Origin of the sequence: Micromonospora sp. NBC_00362, from assembly GCF_026342155.1 — a bacterium.
GTDB lineage: Bacteria > Actinomycetota > Actinomycetes > Mycobacteriales > Micromonosporaceae > Micromonospora > Micromonospora hortensis.
In genome coordinates this window covers 3342736-3358948 of sequence record NZ_JAPENH010000001.1, presented here as the reverse complement: position 1 = coordinate 3358948, position 16213 = coordinate 3342736, and the positions used below count along the sequence as shown (strand labels likewise).

General features: G+C 73.1%; 16 protein-coding genes. 7 read left to right on the top strand and 9 right to left on the bottom strand.

Features of this window, described 5'->3' with window-relative positions; all coding sequences use genetic code 11:
- Positions 1 to 30: 30 nt before the first annotated feature.
- Positions 31 to 882, bottom strand: coding sequence for an aldo/keto reductase (locus OG992_RS15265; RefSeq protein ID WP_238683456.1), 852 nt, complete (start codon positions 880 to 882; stop codon positions 31 to 33).
- A gap of 97 nt (positions 883 to 979) precedes the next feature.
- Complete coding sequence (locus tag OG992_RS15260; protein ID WP_238683455.1) at positions 980 to 1945, bottom strand: LysR family transcriptional regulator; 966 nt, start codon at positions 1943 to 1945, stop codon at positions 980 to 982.
- Between the two features lie 52 nt (positions 1946 to 1997).
- On the opposite strand from OG992_RS15260, the gene OG992_RS15255 reads away from it, so the two are divergent.
- Positions 1998 to 2921 carry a serine hydrolase gene (locus OG992_RS15255; RefSeq protein ID WP_266303559.1) on the top strand — a complete coding sequence of 308 codons (924 nt, stop codon included), beginning with the start codon at positions 1998 to 2000 and terminating at the stop codon, positions 2919 to 2921.
- A gap of 153 nt (positions 2922 to 3074) precedes the next feature.
- Positions 3075 to 4052 (top strand): MBL fold metallo-hydrolase, encoded by a 978-nt coding sequence (locus OG992_RS15250; protein ID WP_266303558.1) that lies wholly within the window; start codon positions 3075 to 3077, stop codon positions 4050 to 4052.
- Positions 4053 to 4094: 42 nt separating this feature from the next.
- Here OG992_RS15250 and OG992_RS15245 read toward each other — a convergent pair whose 3' ends face one another.
- The 3 genes from OG992_RS15245 to OG992_RS15235 form a co-directional block, all read right to left on the bottom strand.
- Complete coding sequence (locus OG992_RS15245) at positions 4095 to 4634, bottom strand: DUF1697 domain-containing protein (protein WP_266303557.1); 540 nt, start codon at positions 4632 to 4634, stop codon at positions 4095 to 4097.
- A gap of 153 nt (positions 4635 to 4787) precedes the next feature.
- Positions 4788 to 5456: a response regulator transcription factor gene (locus OG992_RS15240; RefSeq protein ID WP_238683451.1), complete on the bottom strand. Its 669-nt coding sequence runs from the start codon at positions 5454 to 5456 to the stop codon at positions 4788 to 4790.
- On the bottom strand, positions 5453 to 6610 hold the full coding sequence (locus tag OG992_RS15235; RefSeq protein WP_238683450.1) for a sensor histidine kinase: 1158 nt from the start codon (positions 6608 to 6610) through the stop codon (positions 5453 to 5455). Before OG992_RS15235 ends, OG992_RS15240 begins: the two co-directional genes overlap by 4 nt.
- A gap of 169 nt (positions 6611 to 6779) precedes the next feature.
- Here OG992_RS15235 and OG992_RS15230 point away from each other — a divergent pair, with 169 nt between their 5' ends.
- From OG992_RS15230 to OG992_RS15220, 3 genes are read left to right on the top strand one after another with little or no spacing between them, the layout of a single operon-like run.
- Positions 6780 to 7529 (top strand): ABC transporter ATP-binding protein, encoded by a 750-nt coding sequence (locus OG992_RS15230; RefSeq protein WP_266303556.1) that lies wholly within the window; start codon positions 6780 to 6782, stop codon positions 7527 to 7529.
- Positions 7523 to 9946 (top strand): ABC transporter permease, encoded by a 2424-nt coding sequence (locus OG992_RS15225; RefSeq protein ID WP_266303555.1) that lies wholly within the window; start codon positions 7523 to 7525, stop codon positions 9944 to 9946. Before OG992_RS15230 ends, OG992_RS15225 begins: the two co-directional genes overlap by 7 nt.
- Before the next feature lie 43 nt (positions 9947 to 9989).
- Entirely contained in the window at positions 9990 to 11024 is a 1035-nt protein-coding gene (locus OG992_RS15220) for a hypothetical protein (RefSeq protein WP_266303554.1), read from the top strand.
- Position 11025: 1 nt separating this feature from the next.
- Here OG992_RS15220 and OG992_RS15215 read toward each other — a convergent pair whose 3' ends face one another.
- Genes OG992_RS15215 through OG992_RS15200 form a run of 4 tightly spaced genes read right to left on the bottom strand, consistent with a single transcriptional unit; the run spans position 11026 to position 14064 of the window.
- Positions 11026 to 11589, bottom strand: a complete 564-nt coding sequence (locus OG992_RS15215; protein WP_238683446.1) for a heme-binding protein — start codon at positions 11587 to 11589, stop codon at positions 11026 to 11028.
- Between the two features lie 32 nt (positions 11590 to 11621).
- Positions 11622 to 12371, bottom strand: a complete 750-nt coding sequence (locus OG992_RS15210) for a hypothetical protein (protein ID WP_266303553.1) — start codon at positions 12369 to 12371, stop codon at positions 11622 to 11624.
- A gap of 2 nt (positions 12372 to 12373) precedes the next feature.
- On the bottom strand, positions 12374 to 13171 hold the full coding sequence (locus OG992_RS15205; RefSeq protein ID WP_238683444.1) for an ABC transporter permease: 798 nt from the start codon (positions 13169 to 13171) through the stop codon (positions 12374 to 12376).
- On the bottom strand, positions 13168 to 14064 hold the full coding sequence (locus tag OG992_RS15200) for an ABC transporter ATP-binding protein (protein ID WP_238683443.1): 897 nt from the start codon (positions 14062 to 14064) through the stop codon (positions 13168 to 13170). Before OG992_RS15200 ends, OG992_RS15205 begins: the two co-directional genes overlap by 4 nt.
- Positions 14065 to 14196: 132 nt before the next feature.
- On the opposite strand from OG992_RS15200, the gene OG992_RS15195 reads away from it, so the two are divergent.
- The gene (locus OG992_RS15195; RefSeq protein ID WP_238683442.1) at positions 14197 to 15456 is read left to right on the top strand and encodes a sensor histidine kinase; all 1260 of its coding nucleotides are present in this window, start codon (positions 14197 to 14199) and stop codon (positions 15454 to 15456) included.
- The gene (locus tag OG992_RS15190) at positions 15435 to 16184 is read left to right on the top strand and encodes a response regulator transcription factor (RefSeq protein WP_266305209.1); all 750 of its coding nucleotides are present in this window, start codon (positions 15435 to 15437) and stop codon (positions 16182 to 16184) included. The genes OG992_RS15195 and OG992_RS15190 overlap by 22 nt, the downstream gene beginning before the upstream one ends.
- Positions 16185 to 16213: the final 29 nt, after the last annotated feature.

Here is a 16213-nt window from a genome sequence, read left to right as displayed (position 1 = left end):
GCTGCGGCGCCCGCCCCTCGGCGGCCCAGGTCAGTTGGGCAGGTAGGCGAAGGTGTCCGGGTTCGGGCCCTGCCGGCCCGCCTCGCCCTTGTCCAGCGCGGTGATCCGCTCCATCGCGGCGTCGTCCAACTCGAAGTCGAAGATCCGGGTGTTCTCCTCGATCCGCTTCGGGGTGGTCGACTTCGGGAAGATGATGTCGCCGCGCTGCACGTGCCAGCGAAGCACCACCTGCGCCGGGGTCCGGTCGAGCTGCCCGGCGATGTCGACGACCGTCGGATCGTCGAGCACCTTGCCCTGCGCGATCGGCGACCACGCCTCGGTGAGGATGTTGTGCTCACGGCCGTAGGCGCGGACCTCGTCGTTGGTGAAGTACGGGTGCGCCTCGATCTGGTTGACCGCCGGCACGACGCTCGCCTCGGCGGCCAGCCGCTCCAGGTGCGACACCTGGAAGTTCGACACGCCGATCGAGCGGGCCCGGCCGTCGCGCTGGAACTCCTCCAGCACCTTCCAGGTCGAGACGTAGTCGCCGTCGTAGAGGGTGGGCAGCGGCCAGTGGATCAGGAACAGGTCGATGTAGTCCATCTTCAGCGCCGCGAGCGTCGAGTCGAACGCCCTGCGGGCGTCGTCGGGGCGGTGGAAGGCGTTGTTCAGCTTGCTGGTCACGTAGACCGAACCCCGGTCGAGGCCGGACACGCGTACCGCCTCGCCGACCTCGGCCTCGTTGCCGTACATCTGCGCGGTGTCGATGTGCCGGTAGCCCACCTCGAAGGCGGCGGTCACCGCCGCGACAGTGTCCTTCGGCTCGATCTGGAACACCCCGAAGCCGAGCTGCGGAATGGTGGTGCCGTCGTTCAGGCTGATGTCGGGAATCGTGATTGCCACTGCGGCTCCTTCTCGTCTTCGTTTCCTGTCATCCATACCCGGGTGGGTGGACGATCCACCGCCCAATCGGGGGTGACGAACGCGACGGCCCGTCGGTTCACCCGGTCGTGTCGAACAGCACCGGCCACGGCCGTGCGGCCGGCACCGACGTCGCGGCCGGCGCGGGAGCTGTGGGCTCGGCGTCGGCCAGCACCTCCGCGGCGAGTTGGCCGAACATCGCCGCCGCCGGGTGCGCCGACCGATCCGGCCAGGCCGCCGAGGTGCGCTTGGTCAGCGGCGCGTCGCTGATCGGCCGCCAGGCCATCCGGGGTTCCCGGCGGGCCACCGCCGCCGGTTCCACTGCCACCCCGCCGCCGGCCAGCACCAGCCCGCACAGGAACTCCGGGTTGCGGGCCGGACGCACCCGGGCCGGGCGCCACCCGTGCTGCCGGCACACCGCCAGCAGGTGGTCGTGCCAGCCGGGGGCGGTGGCGCGGGGAGCGGCCACCAGGTCCAGACCGGCCAGCGACGCGAGCGTCACCTCGCGGCCGCGGGCCAGCGGCGAGGTGCGCGGCAGCAGCACCCCCAGGGGTACGTCGACCGGGGCGCCGAAGCGCAGCCCGTCCGCCGCCACCGGGTGATGCACGAGCCCCACGTCCAGGGTCCGCTCGGTGAGCATCCGCACCTGCTCGGCAGTGGTCAGCTCGTGCAGTTCCACGTCCAGGCCGGGCGCCCGGGTGGTGAGCCCGTCCAGCAGTGAGCGCAGCGTCACGGCGGGCGTCTCCGGTGGCACCCCGGCGCGGAGTACGCCCAGCTCACCGGCGCGGATCTGCCCCATCAGGCTGCGGAGCCGACCCTCGCCGGCGAGTAGTTCCTCCGCCTCGCCGAGCAGCAGCTCCCCGGCGGTGGTGAGGCGCACCTGCCGGCGGGACCTGTCGAACAGCTCGACAGTCAGCTCCCGTTCCAGCCGCTGGATCGACTGGCTCAGTGGCGGCTGGGCCATCCCGAGCAGCTCCGCGGCCCGCCCGAAGTGCAGTTCGTGTGCGACCACCACGAAGTGCCGCAGGTGCCGGAGCAGATCCACGGCCGGGACCCTACGCCAGCGCGACCACTGCGGCGCTGGATACCGTGCTGGCGTGGACGTGGAGGAACGGATCGAGGCCATCTTCGCCGCCGTCGGGGTGACGGCCAGCCTGCACGTCGTGGAGCTGGACGCCGTCGACCTGAGAGTCGTCGACGACGGCGGACCGGTCGGCGGGCCCGGTGAGGTCGGGGTGCGGGCCGACGAGCAGGTGGTGATCGCCTCGATCTTCAAGATCCTGCTGGTGTTGGAGTTCGCCCGGCAGGTCGAGGCCGGTCAGCTGGACCCGACCGAGCGGGTACTGGTCACCGCCGCCGACCGGCTCGGTGGGTGGGGTCTGGCCGGCTGTGACGACGACGCCGAGGTGTCGCTACGCGACCTCGCGTACTTCGCCATGTCGGTCACCGACAACACGGCCGCCGATCTGCTGCTGCGCCGGGTCGGCCCGGACCTGCTGCCGATGCTCGCCGTCGAGCTGGGGCTGACCCGTACCCGCGTCCTCGGTGGCCCTCGGGAACTGGTCGAGATGATGCTCGCCGACGTGGGCGCCCGGACCGAGGCGGAGTTCGCCCGGATCTTCCCCACGCTGCCGGCGGACCGGGTCCGGGCGATGCGGGTCTTCGACCCCGCGCACACCACGTCCAGCACCGCCCGGGAGATCACCCGGCTGCTCACGCTGATCTGGCGGGACGAGGCCGGGCCGGCGGCGGCCTGCGCGATGGTCCGCACCTGGATGGCCCGGCAGATCTTCTGGACCCGGCTGGCCGCCGGTTTCCCGCCCGGCGTCCGGGTCTCCGGAAAGACCGGCACCCTGCCCGGGTTCCACCTGGAGGCCGGGGTCGCCGAATACCCCGACGGCCGCAGGTACGCGATCGCCGTCTTCGCCCGCGCCGAACAGTTGACTGCGCGCCGCATCGACGTGGACCTGGCGATGGGGGAGGCCGCCCGGACGGCCGTCGAGGCGCTGCGCGGCGACTGATTTCGCGACCCTCCGGTGCCGCCGCACCCCCGCTGAGCAGGACCGATATCCGCTGGCGTATCAAAGCTGACGGCCCTTGATCTTGGACTGGCGCCCGGTGCCACTGGTTGGCTCGTGGTCGACACATCACCCGACCACGGGGAGTAGATCCGCATGCCCAGTCTCGACCGCCGACGCTTCCTGCGCGACGCCGCCGCCACCACCGCCCTGGTCTCCGCCGGTGGCCTCGCCGCCGGCGTCGCCACCCCGGCCCAGGCCGTACCCTCGACCGCCGCGCCCACGCCGACCGCTCGCCGCAAGGGCGCGGTCAGCTTCCGCTGGTGGGGTACGGCCGGCTGGCGCGTCGACATCGGCGACCGCACCGTTCTCGTCGACCCGTTCCTCAGCCGGATCGACACCGGGCTGTTCACCGGGGCGTTCAAGACCGATACCGCGTTGACGGTGCGCACCGACGTGATCGACCCGCGGGTCGACCGGGCCACGACGGTGCTGGTCACGCACACCCACTGGGACCACTTCATGGACGTGCCGTACATCGCCGAGCGCACCGGCGCACGGGTGTTCGGCACGCTGACCGCGTACCACCTGGGGTTGGCCTACGGGCTGCCGTCGACGCAGCTCAGCGCCGTCAAGGGTGGGGAGGTGCTGGACTTCGGCGACCACAGCGTCGAGGTGGTCGGCTCACTGCACAGCCGCAACCCGTCGTACTCGGTGGCCTTTCCCGGGGTGCGGGTCAGCCCGCCGCCGCAGCCGGCCACCATCGCCGACCTCCCGGAGGGCGACACGCTGGGCTACCTGCTGCGGGTCGACGGCGGACCGTCGGTCTACTTCACCGGGGCCAGCGACGTCGCCGAGCGGAACCTCACCGGCCTCGCGCCCGACGTGGCGATGGTGGCCATGCAGAACGCCACCACCACCGGCGACTACCTGCCCCGCCTGCTGGCCGGCCTCGACTACCCGAAGGTCGTGGTGCCGGTGCACTACGACAACTTCGAGACGGCGTTGCGGAACCCGCCGCCGGTCGCCCCGACCGATCGCACCCGGCTGAACGAGATGATCGCGGCGGTGCGCAGGATCTCGCCGCGCAGCCGCGTGCTGGTCCCCGAGTACGAGACCGCTTACCACTTCTGAGCAGCGTCGGTGGGGGTCGCCGAGCAGTGGCCCCCACCCCGGTCAGGAAGCGGTCATCTCCGCGAGGGCCCGCACCGACTTCCAGTTGCGGGAGGTGGCCACCACGCCGAGCTTCTTCTCCAGGTACGCGTTCGTGAACTTCGACCGCCCGTAGCCGCCGTCGACGTAGTGCAGGAACACCTCCCGGCCGGACACAGTGAACGACACGTTCTCGCCACCGGGCACAGCCAAAGCGTCCATACTGGACTTGCTCGGTGCGGTGGCGAGGAAGGCCACCAACAGTCGCGTCGGGTCGTCCTCCCGGTCGGCGTACGGGTTGCCGCCGGCGATCGCCGCCAACTCGCGGCCGCTGCGCACCAGCACCGGCACTGTCAACGCCAGCTCGTCGGTGAGCGCCCGCGCGATGCCGGCGGCCAGCTTCTCCGCGTCGCGCACCGAGCTGCCGAAGGCCACGTTGCCGCTCTGCAGGTACGTCGTGACGTCGGCGTGCCCGAGGTCGGTGACGATCCGGCGCAGGTCGGCCATCGCCAGTCGGGTGGTGCCGACGTTGATCCCACGCAGCAGGGCGACGTACCGGGTCATCCCGTCCTCCTCCGTCCACATGGGTCCGGCGTCAGCCTAGCGGTGTGAGCGGAGCTGTCGGACGGGATCGATAGGCTTCCACCGCCGGTCGCCACCCAGCGAATCACCGGTCTTTCCTGGAGGTCAACTCGCCCACGTCGAGACACGACCTCGCTACCCCGACCGGTGGGGACCCACAAGGCCCGTCTCGTACGCGACGATGACCAGTTGGGCGCGGTCGCGTACCGCCAGCTTGGTCAGCAGCCGCCCGACGTGCGTCTTGACGGTGGCCTGGCTGAGGTTGAGGTGCGCGGCCAACTCCGCGTTGGACAGGCCCCGGGCGATCAACGCGAGCACCTGCCGTTCCCGGTCGGTCACCCCGTCGAGGCGCCGGGGCAGCGGCCTGGTCGGCTCCGGCTGCCGGGCGAACTCGTCGATCAGCCGGCGGGTCACCGTCGGCGCGAGCAGCCCCTCTCCGGCGGCGACCACCCGGATCCCGGTCAGCAGGTCCGCCGGTGGGGTGTCCTTGAGCAGGAACCCGCTGGCCCCGGCGCGCAACGCCCCGTAGACGTACTCGTCGAGGTCGAACGTGGTCAGGATGATGACCCGGGTGTCGGCCGTCGCCGGGTCGGCGCAGATCCGCCGGGTCGCCTCGATGCCGTCCATCTCCGGCATCCGGACGTCCATCAGCACCACATCCGGCCGGTGCTGGCCAGTCAACGCGACAGCCTCCACACCGGTGCCCGCCTCGCCGACAGTGGTGCAGTCCGGGCTGAGGTCGACCAGCAGCCGGAAACTGCCGCGCAGCAGCGCCTGGTCGTCGGCGATCAGCACGCGGATCACGCGGCCACCCGGTAGGGGAGGCTGGCCGTCACCGTGAAGCCACCGTCGGAGCGGGGGCCGGCGCGGAACTCCCCGCCGTGCAACGCCACCCGTTCCCGCATGCCGATCAACCCGTGCCCCTCCCCGCCGAGCAGGACCGGCCGCTGGCCGTCGTCGGTCACCTCCACCCGCACCTCGTCGGGCCGGACGGTCACCGTAGCCCGGCAGGCGGCCGGCGCCGCGTGCTTCACCACGTTCGTCACCGCCTCCTGCACGATCCGGTACACAGCGAGGCCCACCGACTCCGGCACCGCGCCGGTCGGCTCGTCCCGCCGCACGTCGAGCTGAACGTCGACGCCGCCGATCGCCGCCTGCCGGGCGAGGAGGGGCAACTCGTCCAGCCCTGGTGTCGGCGCGTACGGGCTGTCCTCGCGGAGCACGCCGAGCACCCGACGGACGTCGGTCAGCGCGGTGCGGCCGGTCTCCTCGATGACCCGCAGCGCGGCGCCCGCCTCGCGGGGGTCGGCCTCGGCGACGTGATTGGCGACGGCCGCCTTCACCACTATGAGACTGAGCGTGTGCGCGACCACGTCGTGCAGTTCACGCGCCACCCGCAACCGCTCCTCGGTGGCGGCCTGACGGACCAGCTGATCACTCTGCCGGGTGGCGAGGGCGCGTCGCTCCCGGATCAGCCAACCGATCACCCAGGCCGGCGCGACCATGACTGTGGCGTAGACGACACCGCCGGTCCGCGACCAGAGGTCGCCAGCTGTCAGCGCCAGGCCGACGCTCACCAACGCCAGACAACCGGCGGCGCAGAGCATCGACCGGCGGGTGGGCGTCAACACGGCCACCGTGTAGAAGGACAGGCCGATGGCGAACGCCGGAGCGGCGGCCGCGAAGTTGGGTATCACCCCGGTGATCAGGGCAACGGTGGTGATCGAGCTGATCACGACGGCCACCGTCATCGGCCACCGTCGCCGGACGGCCAACGGCAGCCCGAGGGCCATCCCGACCAGCACCGACACCCAGAGCGGTTCGCGTACGCCGCCGTGCAGCGGCGATTCCAGCGCGGCGTACGGGCAGAGCAGCCCACCGACGGCCACCGCCAGCAGGGCGTCCACCCTGTACAGGTCCACCGGCCGCATCCGTCGGGTGAGCAGAAGAGCGGTCATCCGTCGAACGGTAACGGCCGACTGGGCTGGCCGCGTCCGCCTGCGGGTGGTCATCCCGCAGGACGACCCGCCGGCGGTTGCGGGCCGCCGCGTCCACCCGGGGGAGGGCCGGAAAGTGCCCGCCCCGGCACGACGCGCCGCACCCCCGGCATTCGGCACGGTAACGGTCATGACCACAGACACGGTGACCCTGACGGGGCTGCGCGCGGTGTACGGCACCGGGACCCGGCGGGTGACGGCGCTCGACGGCGTGACCACAAGCTTCGCGAGCGGCACGTTCACTGCGGTGATGGGCCCCTCCGGCTCGGGGAAGTCCACACTGCTGCACTGCGCGGCGGGGCTGGACCGTCCGACCGAGGGGACCGTCACGATCGACGGCACCAGCCTCAACGACCTCGGTGAGGACGAGCTGACCCGGCTGCGGCGGGACCGGATCGGCTTCGTCTTCCAGGCGTTCAACCTCGTGTCCACGCTGACCACCGCGCAGAACGTCGAGTTGCCGTCGCGTCTGGCCCGCCGCCGCCCGCCGGCCGGGGACGTGGCCGCCGCCCTCGACGCCGTCGGCCTCGCCGACCGGGCCGGGCACCGGCCGAGTGAGCTGTCCGGCGGGGAGCAGCAGCGCGTCGCCGTGGCCCGAGCGTTGATCACCCGTCCGGCGGTGGTCTTCGCCGACGAGCCGACCGGGGCGTTGGACAGCGCGTCCTCCCGGCAGGTGCTCCGGCTGCTGCGAGCGCTCGTCGACGACCACGGGCAGACCGTCGTGATGGTGACCCACGATCCCGCCGCCGCCGCGTACGCCGATCGGGTCCTCCTGCTGGCCGACGGCCGCGTCGTCGACGAGCTGACCGGCCCGATCACCGCCGCCGTCGTCGCCGCCCGGATCGCCGAGCGGGAGACCGTCGCGGAGTCGTCGTGCTGAGCGTCCGGCGGTCGGCGAGCGCGTTCGTGGCCGTCGCCATCGGGGTCACGCTGGTCGCGGCGGCCACCCTGCTGCTCGCTTCCGGCCGGCCGCAGGTGCCGGACCGGCTGACGCGGGCGGCGGTCGTGGTGCAGAGCCCGGAGGCGGGTGCGTCAGCTGACGAGTTCGTGCCGACCCGGCCCTGGTCCGCCAGCGCGGCGGCGGAGTTGACCGGCAGGCTGGCCGGTCTGCCGGACGTGGTGGCGGCGGTGCCGGACCGCACCTTCTACGCCCAGCCGCTCGTCGACGGCCGGCCCTCGGCCGCCGACACCCGGCGGGAGGACTCCTACCAGGGGCACGGTTGGTCCAGCGCCCAACTCGGTGGGCTGCGCCTCACCGCCGGCGAGCAGCCCCGCCGGCCCGGCGAGGTGGTCGTCGACAGGGCGCTCGGACTGCGCGTCGGCGCACCGGTCACAGTGCTGACCGCGGCGGGCCCGGAGTCGTACACAGTCACCGGTCTGGTCGACGGACCCGGCGTCCATGTCGCGGACGAGGTCGCCGCCGCGCTCGCGCCCGGCGTGCGGGCCATCGGGCTGGTGCTCGCCCCGGACGCCGACCCCGAGCGCGTCGCCACTGCGGCTCGCGGAGTCGTCGCCGGGGACGGACGGGTGCTCACCGGTGCCGCCCGTGGTGCGCTGGAGCCGCGCGGCGACGCCCGTACCCGGTGGATCGGCATGCAGGTGCTCACCGCCACGGCAGCCCTCGCCGGCTTCGTCACTGTGTTCGTGGTCGCCTCCACCTTCGCGTTCACCATCGCGCAGCGCCGCCGTGAGCTGGGCCTGCTGCGCGCCGTCGGCGCCACCGGACGCCAGGTCCGCCGCATGGTGTACGCCGAGGCGCTCGCCGTCGGCGTGTCGGCGGGGCTCGTCGGCCTGCTGGTGGGCGCGGCGCTCGCCCCGTTGCTGGGCCGGCTGCTGGTCGACGTCGGCTACGAACCGTCGACCTTCCGGGTCCGCTACGAACTCTGGCCGGTCGCGGTCTCGCTCACCGCCGGGCCGGTGATCGCGTTGCTGGCCGTCTGGTCGGCGTCCCGCCGGGCGGCGCGGGTCCGCCCGTTGGAGGCGTTACGCGAGGCTGCTGTGGAGCAGCGACCGATCGGGCGGCTGCGCGCCGCCACCGGGGTGCTGCTTCTCGCGGCGGGGGCCGCGCTCAGTGTGGGGACGGCGACCGCCGACGAGGCGCGGGTGGGGGCGCAGTACGCGCTCTACGCGGTGATGGCGCTGGTGGCCGGCACCACTGTGCTCGCCCCGGTGGTGGTCGGGCCGCTGGTGTGGCTGCTGCGTTCTCCGGTGCGCCGCCCCGGTGGCGCGATCGGGATGCTGGTCCGGGGCGGGGCGTTGACAGCGACCCGGCGGACCGCCGCCATCGCCGCGCCGGTGCTGCTCACTGTCGCGTTCGCGGTGCTGGTGTCCGGAATGGTGCGCACCAGCACCGCCGCGTACGCCGCGGGTCGGGCGGACAACGTGAACGCCGGCTGGATCGTCGTGCCGGACCGTGCACCCGGCCTGTCCGATCGGGCCGTCACCGCGACCGGTGGCACCGCCCTCCTGCCGACCACCGTCTACCGCACCGACCCCGGAACGTCGCCGCCGAACCGGCCGATGACCGCGCTCGGCGTGGACCCGGAGGGCTTCGCCGCCGCGAACCGGGTGCTCACCGTCGTCGCCGGTTCACTGAGTGATCTGAGGGGTGACGACACGGTGGTGGTAACCGCCTCGGCGAATCGGCTGCCGTCCGAGCCGTACCCGGTGGTGTTCGCCGACGGGACGACTGTGTCGTTGCGCGTCGTCGCCGTGGTCGACGACACCTCGATCCCCGGCGACCTGCTCGTACCCCGGGCCGTGGTGCGGGCGCACGACCCGTCGGCGCTGACGTCGACCGTGTTCGTCCGGAATCGCATCGATCCACCGGTCGGCGCGCGGATCCTCGACGTCCCGGGCTGGGCGGCCGAGGCGGACGCCGCCGAGGACCGGCTCGTCTGGCTCTTCACACTGCTGCTGATCGGGGTGTCCGCCGGCTACGGCGCCATCGCGGTGGCCAACACGCTGCTGCTGGCCGCCGCCGGCCGCGCCGCGGACCTGCGGCTGATCCGGATGGCCGGGGCGACCCGACGGCAGGTCATCTGGCTGGTCACGGCGGAGTCCGCACTGGTGGTCCTGACCGGCGCGCTGCTGGGTGGTGCCGTCGCGTTCGTCGGTCTGCTCAGCATCAGCGCCGGCCTCGCCGAGCAGGTCGGTGCCCCCGTCGACCTGGTGATGCCGTGGTCGGTGGTCGCCGGTGTGGTGGGGCTGTGTCTGTTGCTCGCGGTGCTGTCCAGTGTGCTGCCGACGTGGCGGCTGCTGCGCCACAGTCCCGTCCGGTCACCGGTCGGCGGATGACCGCGCCCTCCCGCACTGGCGGTTGGGCCGCTACCGTCCACTGATGCGATTCGCGCGGCCGGTCGGGCTGCTCCTCTCCGCCGCCGCCGTCGTGCTCTGGGCGTACGGCATGACCACGTGGCAACCGCTGACCGAGCCGCTCGGCCCGTGGTCGGAGCACCTGCCGGGCAACAACACCTACTGGGCGCGCGACCTGCGGTTCATGGCGATCATGGCGGTGCCGCTCGGGTTGGTGCTGGCCGGGCGAGGGCTGATGCGGTGGGGCGGCCCGGCGGTGGTGCTGGGCGGCTGCTGGGTCGCCGCCGACGTGGCGATCGACCGGGCCGACCCGATCGGCTCCGACGCGACGGTGCTGCTCGCCGTCGCCGGGTGCGCCGTGCTCGGCGTGGTCACGGCGCTTCTGCTCTGGTGGGAGCGCCGCACGCTGCCAGCGCGGGAGCCTGGTACGTCGTCGGGACGGGAGCGCGGCACGCCTCCGGCTTCCGACCGGCGGGTGCTGACCGGGGCGGCCTGCGTGGCCGGGGTGCTGACGCTGGTGGCGGCCGCGATGGAGTCACCGACCGACCGGGAGCCGGAGCTGAACCAGGGTGCCCTGGTCACCGCGGCGCTGCTGGTGGCAGTGGCAGTCGGTGCCGCGCTGGCGGCGGCTCCGGCGCGGACCCGGGTTCGTGTCGGGCTGGCGGTCGGCCTCACAGTGGTGGCCCTGCTCGGCGTCGGGCTGGTCCGTGCCACAGCGCCCGGCACACGACTCCTGCCGGAGGTCGCTCTCGGGGCGGTGCTGCTCACCGGGGTCACACTGCTGGCGTGGGACTGGCCGGGCGGTCGGCCGATCTGGTGGCACCACGCCCTGGCCGCGCTCATCGCGCTTGTGGGCCCGGTGGTGTTCCTGGTGGCCACTGCCATTCCCATGATGATCATGATGCCGGTCGGCGCGACGTTCACCGCCCTGGCCGGCAACAGCCCGATCCACGCCGCCGACTCCGATCTGCTGGCCTCCCTGGCCGGGCTGCTCTCCGGGCTGGGTATGGCAGTGCTGCTGGCGCGGCCCAGCGTCGAGGATCGTCGGCAGCTCCGCTAGCTCATTCGACGACCGGCAGCACCACCTCGTTGCGGCGCAGGAACCACGGCTTCCACGGCGGGTCGAAGCGCGCGTACCGAATCGCGCCTGTCGGTTGCAGCCCGGCCGCGGTCACCGACCGGCCAAGCATTGTGGCCCGCTGGCTGAACGCCTGCTCCGTCCACCGCCCGGAGAACCGCATCGCCGCAGCCAGCCGCGCCGGAACCGCGTGGATCCGCACCCGGGCGTCCACCGGTTCGGGCAGGGTGGCGGTGGTGAAGCTGGCCGGCATGACGAACTGGATCAGGTACGCGCCCGGCCACTCACCCTCGATCTGCACCACCGGCACGGTCATGGCGATCTTTTCCGAGCCGCCGGCCGCCGCCATCGCCGGAGCGGCGGAGCCGATCGGGTGCCGGGCCCGATTGGCGCCACCGATGTACGCGGCCAGCGGCCGGAACGCCTCGATCGGCGCCCGGGTGAACGATGCCTGGATCTGCATCTCGGCCACCAGGTGGGCGGGGTACCGACGCAGCTCGAAGCCGGGGTGTCGGGACACCACCCGGTACGGCTGCTGTTCGGTCATCGCGCGGCTCCCAGGGTCTGCTGGGACAGACGCTACCGCCCGTCCGCCTTCCGCTCGGCCGAAGTCGGCCGCTCCGGCCCGGGGGCGAGGGCCTTTGTGGTCAACCGCCAGTACTGCCGCTTGCCCTCGTCGCGCAGCACCACCCCGATCTGGCCCAGCTCGCGGCGCAGCTCCCGGGCGTCGTCGCGGCGGTCCCGCTGGATGGCCCGATCCCGGGCGCGCAGCAGCGCGTCCGCGCCGGCCGGCAATCCGGGCAGGTCCGGAACCCACAGCCGGTACGCCGACCGGTGCGGGTCGTCGTCCGCCCAGCCCCAGCCGTGCTCCCGGAACGCCGCCGCCAGTTGGGCGGCCGGAAGGTCCGTCGACTCCCGGACCAGTTCCGCGCCGTCGGCGTCGAGCAGCACCAGGTGCTTGTCGGCGAGGAAGGCCACCCGGGTGTCGACCCGGGCGATGGTCCGGTTCTCATCGGAGCGGCGCAGCTGGACCTGCGCCCCGTCGACGGTGACGATCAACCGTTCGGCGGTGCCGATCCCGGCGATGACCAGGCCGGCCAGGACGCCCACACCGATGGTGCCGGCGGTGGCCTGCGGCTCGGGCAGCCGGTCCAACCACTCGATCAGGTCGCTGAACGGCACCCAGGGCAGCCGGGCGAGCCAGCCCGTCGCCGCCGCGAGCAGCCATCCGGCGCCCGCGCCGAGCAGCGGGAAGCCACCCCACATGACCGCCAGCTCCAGCGGGCCACCGCTGACCACGGTGCGCGGACGGTAGCCGGCCACGTCCATGATCAGGACACCTCGCGGCGCAGCGTCCGGAACAGGCCGGCGGCCAGCGGGAGGACCATCCAGACCAACAGGGAGACCGCTACCCGCCCCCACTGCTCGCCGGTGATGGCGTCGCTGCTGAACAACGGTTCCATGGTCTTGCTGGTGTCCAGCCATTCGGACGGACCGCGCAGCGGCTTGACCATCTCGCCGAGCACCCCCCACAGGGTGGGCAGCAGCAGGTAGCCGACGATCGCCAGCGGCGGGTTGAGCAGCAGCAGACCGAAGGCGGCACCCATCAACACGCTGGTGACCTGGAGGATTCCCGCGTTCAGGACCAGCGACCAGTCGAACTCCCAGGTGCCCGCCCCGCCGGTGGCGGACGCCACCAGCGTGCCGACGGCGGCGACGGCGAGACTGGCCAGCACCGAGGCGAGCGCTGTCAGCGACACGGCGATCAGCTTCGCGGCGACCACCCGCTCCCGGCGGGGCACCAGGGCGTACGTGGTGAGGGCGGTGCGCTGCGACCACTCACTGGTGATCGACAGGATGCCCAACACCGGCAGCAGCACCGACACCGGCAGCAGCGAGGGGACGAAGAAGTTGGGGAACGTCTGGTCGGCGTCCCCGGCGTAGATCAGTTGCAGGGTGACGATCGCGGCGGTGACCAGGCCGATGGTGATCAGGAGCCAGCGGCCGGCCCGGGTGTCGACGAGCTTGCGCACCTCCACGGCGGTGAGCCGGAGAAGCGACGGTCGGCGTACCGGCGTGTGGTGCCGGGGCGCGACGGCGCCGGCGGCGGGCGCGGTGGTGGTGGTCATCGGACGGCCTCCTTGGTCGATTCGCCGGCGGTCAGGGTGAGGAAGAGCTGTTCGAGGCCACCGCCGGTGGCGGGGCGCAGTTCGGCCAGCGCGACGCCGGCATCGGCGGCGGCCTGGCCGACCGCCTCGGCGTCGGCCTGGACGAGCAGCCCCTCCGAGCTGTCGGCGGCGCTCAGGTTGGCCACCTCCAGCGCCCGGCGCAGCGCCGCACCGTCGCGGGCCCGGACCACGGTGCCGCCGCCGGCCAGCAACTCGTTCTTGTCGCCCTGAGCCACGATCCGGCCACCCCCGATCACCACCAGCCGGTCCGCGACCGCCTCCACCTCGCGCAGCAGGTGGGAGGAGAGCAGCACGGTGCCGCCCCGGTCGGCGAAGTCGCGCAGCAGGCCGCGCATCCAGAAGATCCCCTCCGGGTCCAGGCCGTTGGCCGGCTCGTCGAGGATCAACACCCGGGGGTCGCCGAGCAGCGCGTGCGCCAGCCCGAGCCGTTGGCGCATGCCCAGGGAGTACGCCCGGACCCGGCGCTTCGCTGCCACCGCGTTCAACCCGACCAGGTCGAGCTTCGCGGCGACCTCGCGCCGGTCCAGACCCATTGTGTACGCGGACAGCGTCAACGCCTCGCGGCCGGTGCGCCCGGCGTGCTGGGCGGAGGCGTCCAGCAGCACGCCGACCTCCCGCCCCGGGTTGGGCAGATCCTGGTACGGGTGCCCGGAGACGGTCGCGCGGCCGGCGGTCGGCGTGGTCAGCCCGCAGATCATGCGCATGGTGGTCGACTTGCCGGCGCCGTTGGGGCCGAGGAAGCCGGTGACGGTGCCCGGCTCGCACTGGAACGACACGTCGTCCACGGCCGGGTGTGGCCCGTATCGCTTGGTGAGGTTCTCCACGGTGATCATGCGGTTCAGACTGCCCGCGCCGCCCGGCCATCCGCTGCGGCCACCGGTCGGTGCCCCGTCGACCTTGGTCGATCATCGGATCTCGACTTTGGTAGCTGGTCGTGTCGCCCCTCGGCTGCCTAGCATGGCGTCGTGACCAGCATCGCCGTCCCGGAGCACCCCTGGCTGCTGCCCGGGGCGCTGGCCGGCGCGGTCAGCCCGGACGCGGCGACCCGACGGCCGCGCCGCACCACCCGGGACTGGGCGGTCGACACCCTGGCCTTCCTGGTCTCCCTGCTCTGGGTGCTGTTCGTCACCGCGGACGCCCTGTCGCCGGATCCGGCGATGGCGGTCCCGCTGCCGTACGACTGGATGACCGGCGTTGACGCGCTGCTCGGTCTTGTCTGCTGTGGGTTGCTCTGGCTGCGCCGACGGTGGCCGCTCGGGCTGTTGGTGGCCACGACACCGCTGACCCTGTTTGCGCTGGCCGCCGCCATTCCACTTCTCATCTTCTACTTCACGGTGGTGGTGCATCGACGGACGGCCGTCGCGATAGCGGTCACCGGTGCCGGCCTTCTCACGAACCTGGTCTTCAGTTGGGTGCGTCCGGATCCGCACATGTCGTACTGGGAGACCGCGTCCTGGGGTGTGGTGCTCAGCTTCGCCGTGCTGGCCTGGGGGATGTTCGTCCGGGCCCGCCGGCAGTTGATCATGTCGTTGCGGGAGCGGGCCGAGCGGGCCGAGGCGGAGCAGCAACTGCGGGTCACCCAGGCCCGCCACCTCGAACGCACCCGGATCGCCCGGGAGATGCACGACGTGCTGGCCCACCGGATCTCGCTGCTCAGCCTGCACGCGGGTGCGCTGGAGTTCCGCCCGGACGCGCCGGCCGACGAGGTGGCCCGTGCCGCCGGGGTGATCCGGGGCAGCGCGCACGCCGCCCTCCAGGACCTGCGGGAGGTGATCGGGGTGCTCCGGGCCGAGGACGACGGTGCCGGCGACGCCCCCGAGCCACCGCAGCCGACCCTCGCCGACCTGCCGGCCCTGATCGCCGAGTCGCGGTCGGCCGGGGTGCGGGTGAACGTCAGCGACAGCGTCACCAGCCCTGGGGAGGTGCCGGCTGCGCTGGGCCGGGCCGCGTACCGGATCGTGCAGGAGGGGCTGACCAACGCCCGCAAGCACGCCGCCGGCGCGGCCGTCACAGTGGACGTGGCCGGCGGGCCGGGCGCCGGGTTGACAGTGGCGATCGGCAACCGGTGGCCGGTCGGGGCGCCGGCCGGCGACACTCTGCCCGGTGCCGGCACCGGCCTGGTCGGCATCAGCGAACGGGTGACCCTGGCCGGCGGTCGACTCGCCTACGGTCGGGACGACAGCGGTGACTTCCGGCTGGCCGCCTGGCTGCCGTGGCCGGCGTGACCAGCCCTGCCGGCGCAGCCGGACCGCCGGACGCGACCGGGCCGGCCGGCGGGGCCGCGCCGCCGGTACGCGTGCTGATCGTGGACGACGACGCGTTGGTCCGGGCCGGGCTCTCGATGATCCTCGGCGGTCTGCCGGACCTGGCAGTGGTCGGCGAGGCGGCCGACGGTGGCGAGGTGCCGGCGGCCGTCGCCGCGTACACCCCGGACGTGGTGCTGATGGACATCCGAATGCCTCGGGTCGACGGGCTGACCGCCACCGAGGCGCTGCGTGCCCAACCGCACCCGCCGGAAGTGCTGGTGCTGACCACCTTCGACGCCGACGAACAGGTGCTGCGGGCGCTCCGCGCCGGGGCGGCCGGTTTCCTGCTCAAGGACACCCCACCGGCGGAGATCGTGCGAGCCGTACGCCGGGTCGCGGCGGGCGAGGCGACGCTCTCGCCGACGGTGACCCGGACGTTGATCGCCCACGTGACCGCAGCCGCCCCCGGCCCGGTCGGCCCGGACCCGCGCCGCGAGCGGGCGTTGCGGCTGCTCACCGGGCTCAGCGAGCGGGAGCGGCAGGTGGCTGTCGCGCTGGGGCGGGGCCACACCAACGCGGAGATCGCGGGGGAGTTGTTCATGAGCGTGGCGACGGTGAAGGCGTACGTCTCCCGGCTGCTGACCCGACTGGAGCTGAACAACCGGGTCCAGGTGGCGCTGCTCGTGCACGACGCCGGCCTCGTTTGACGAGCGGTTTCACACGCGCCGAATGATCG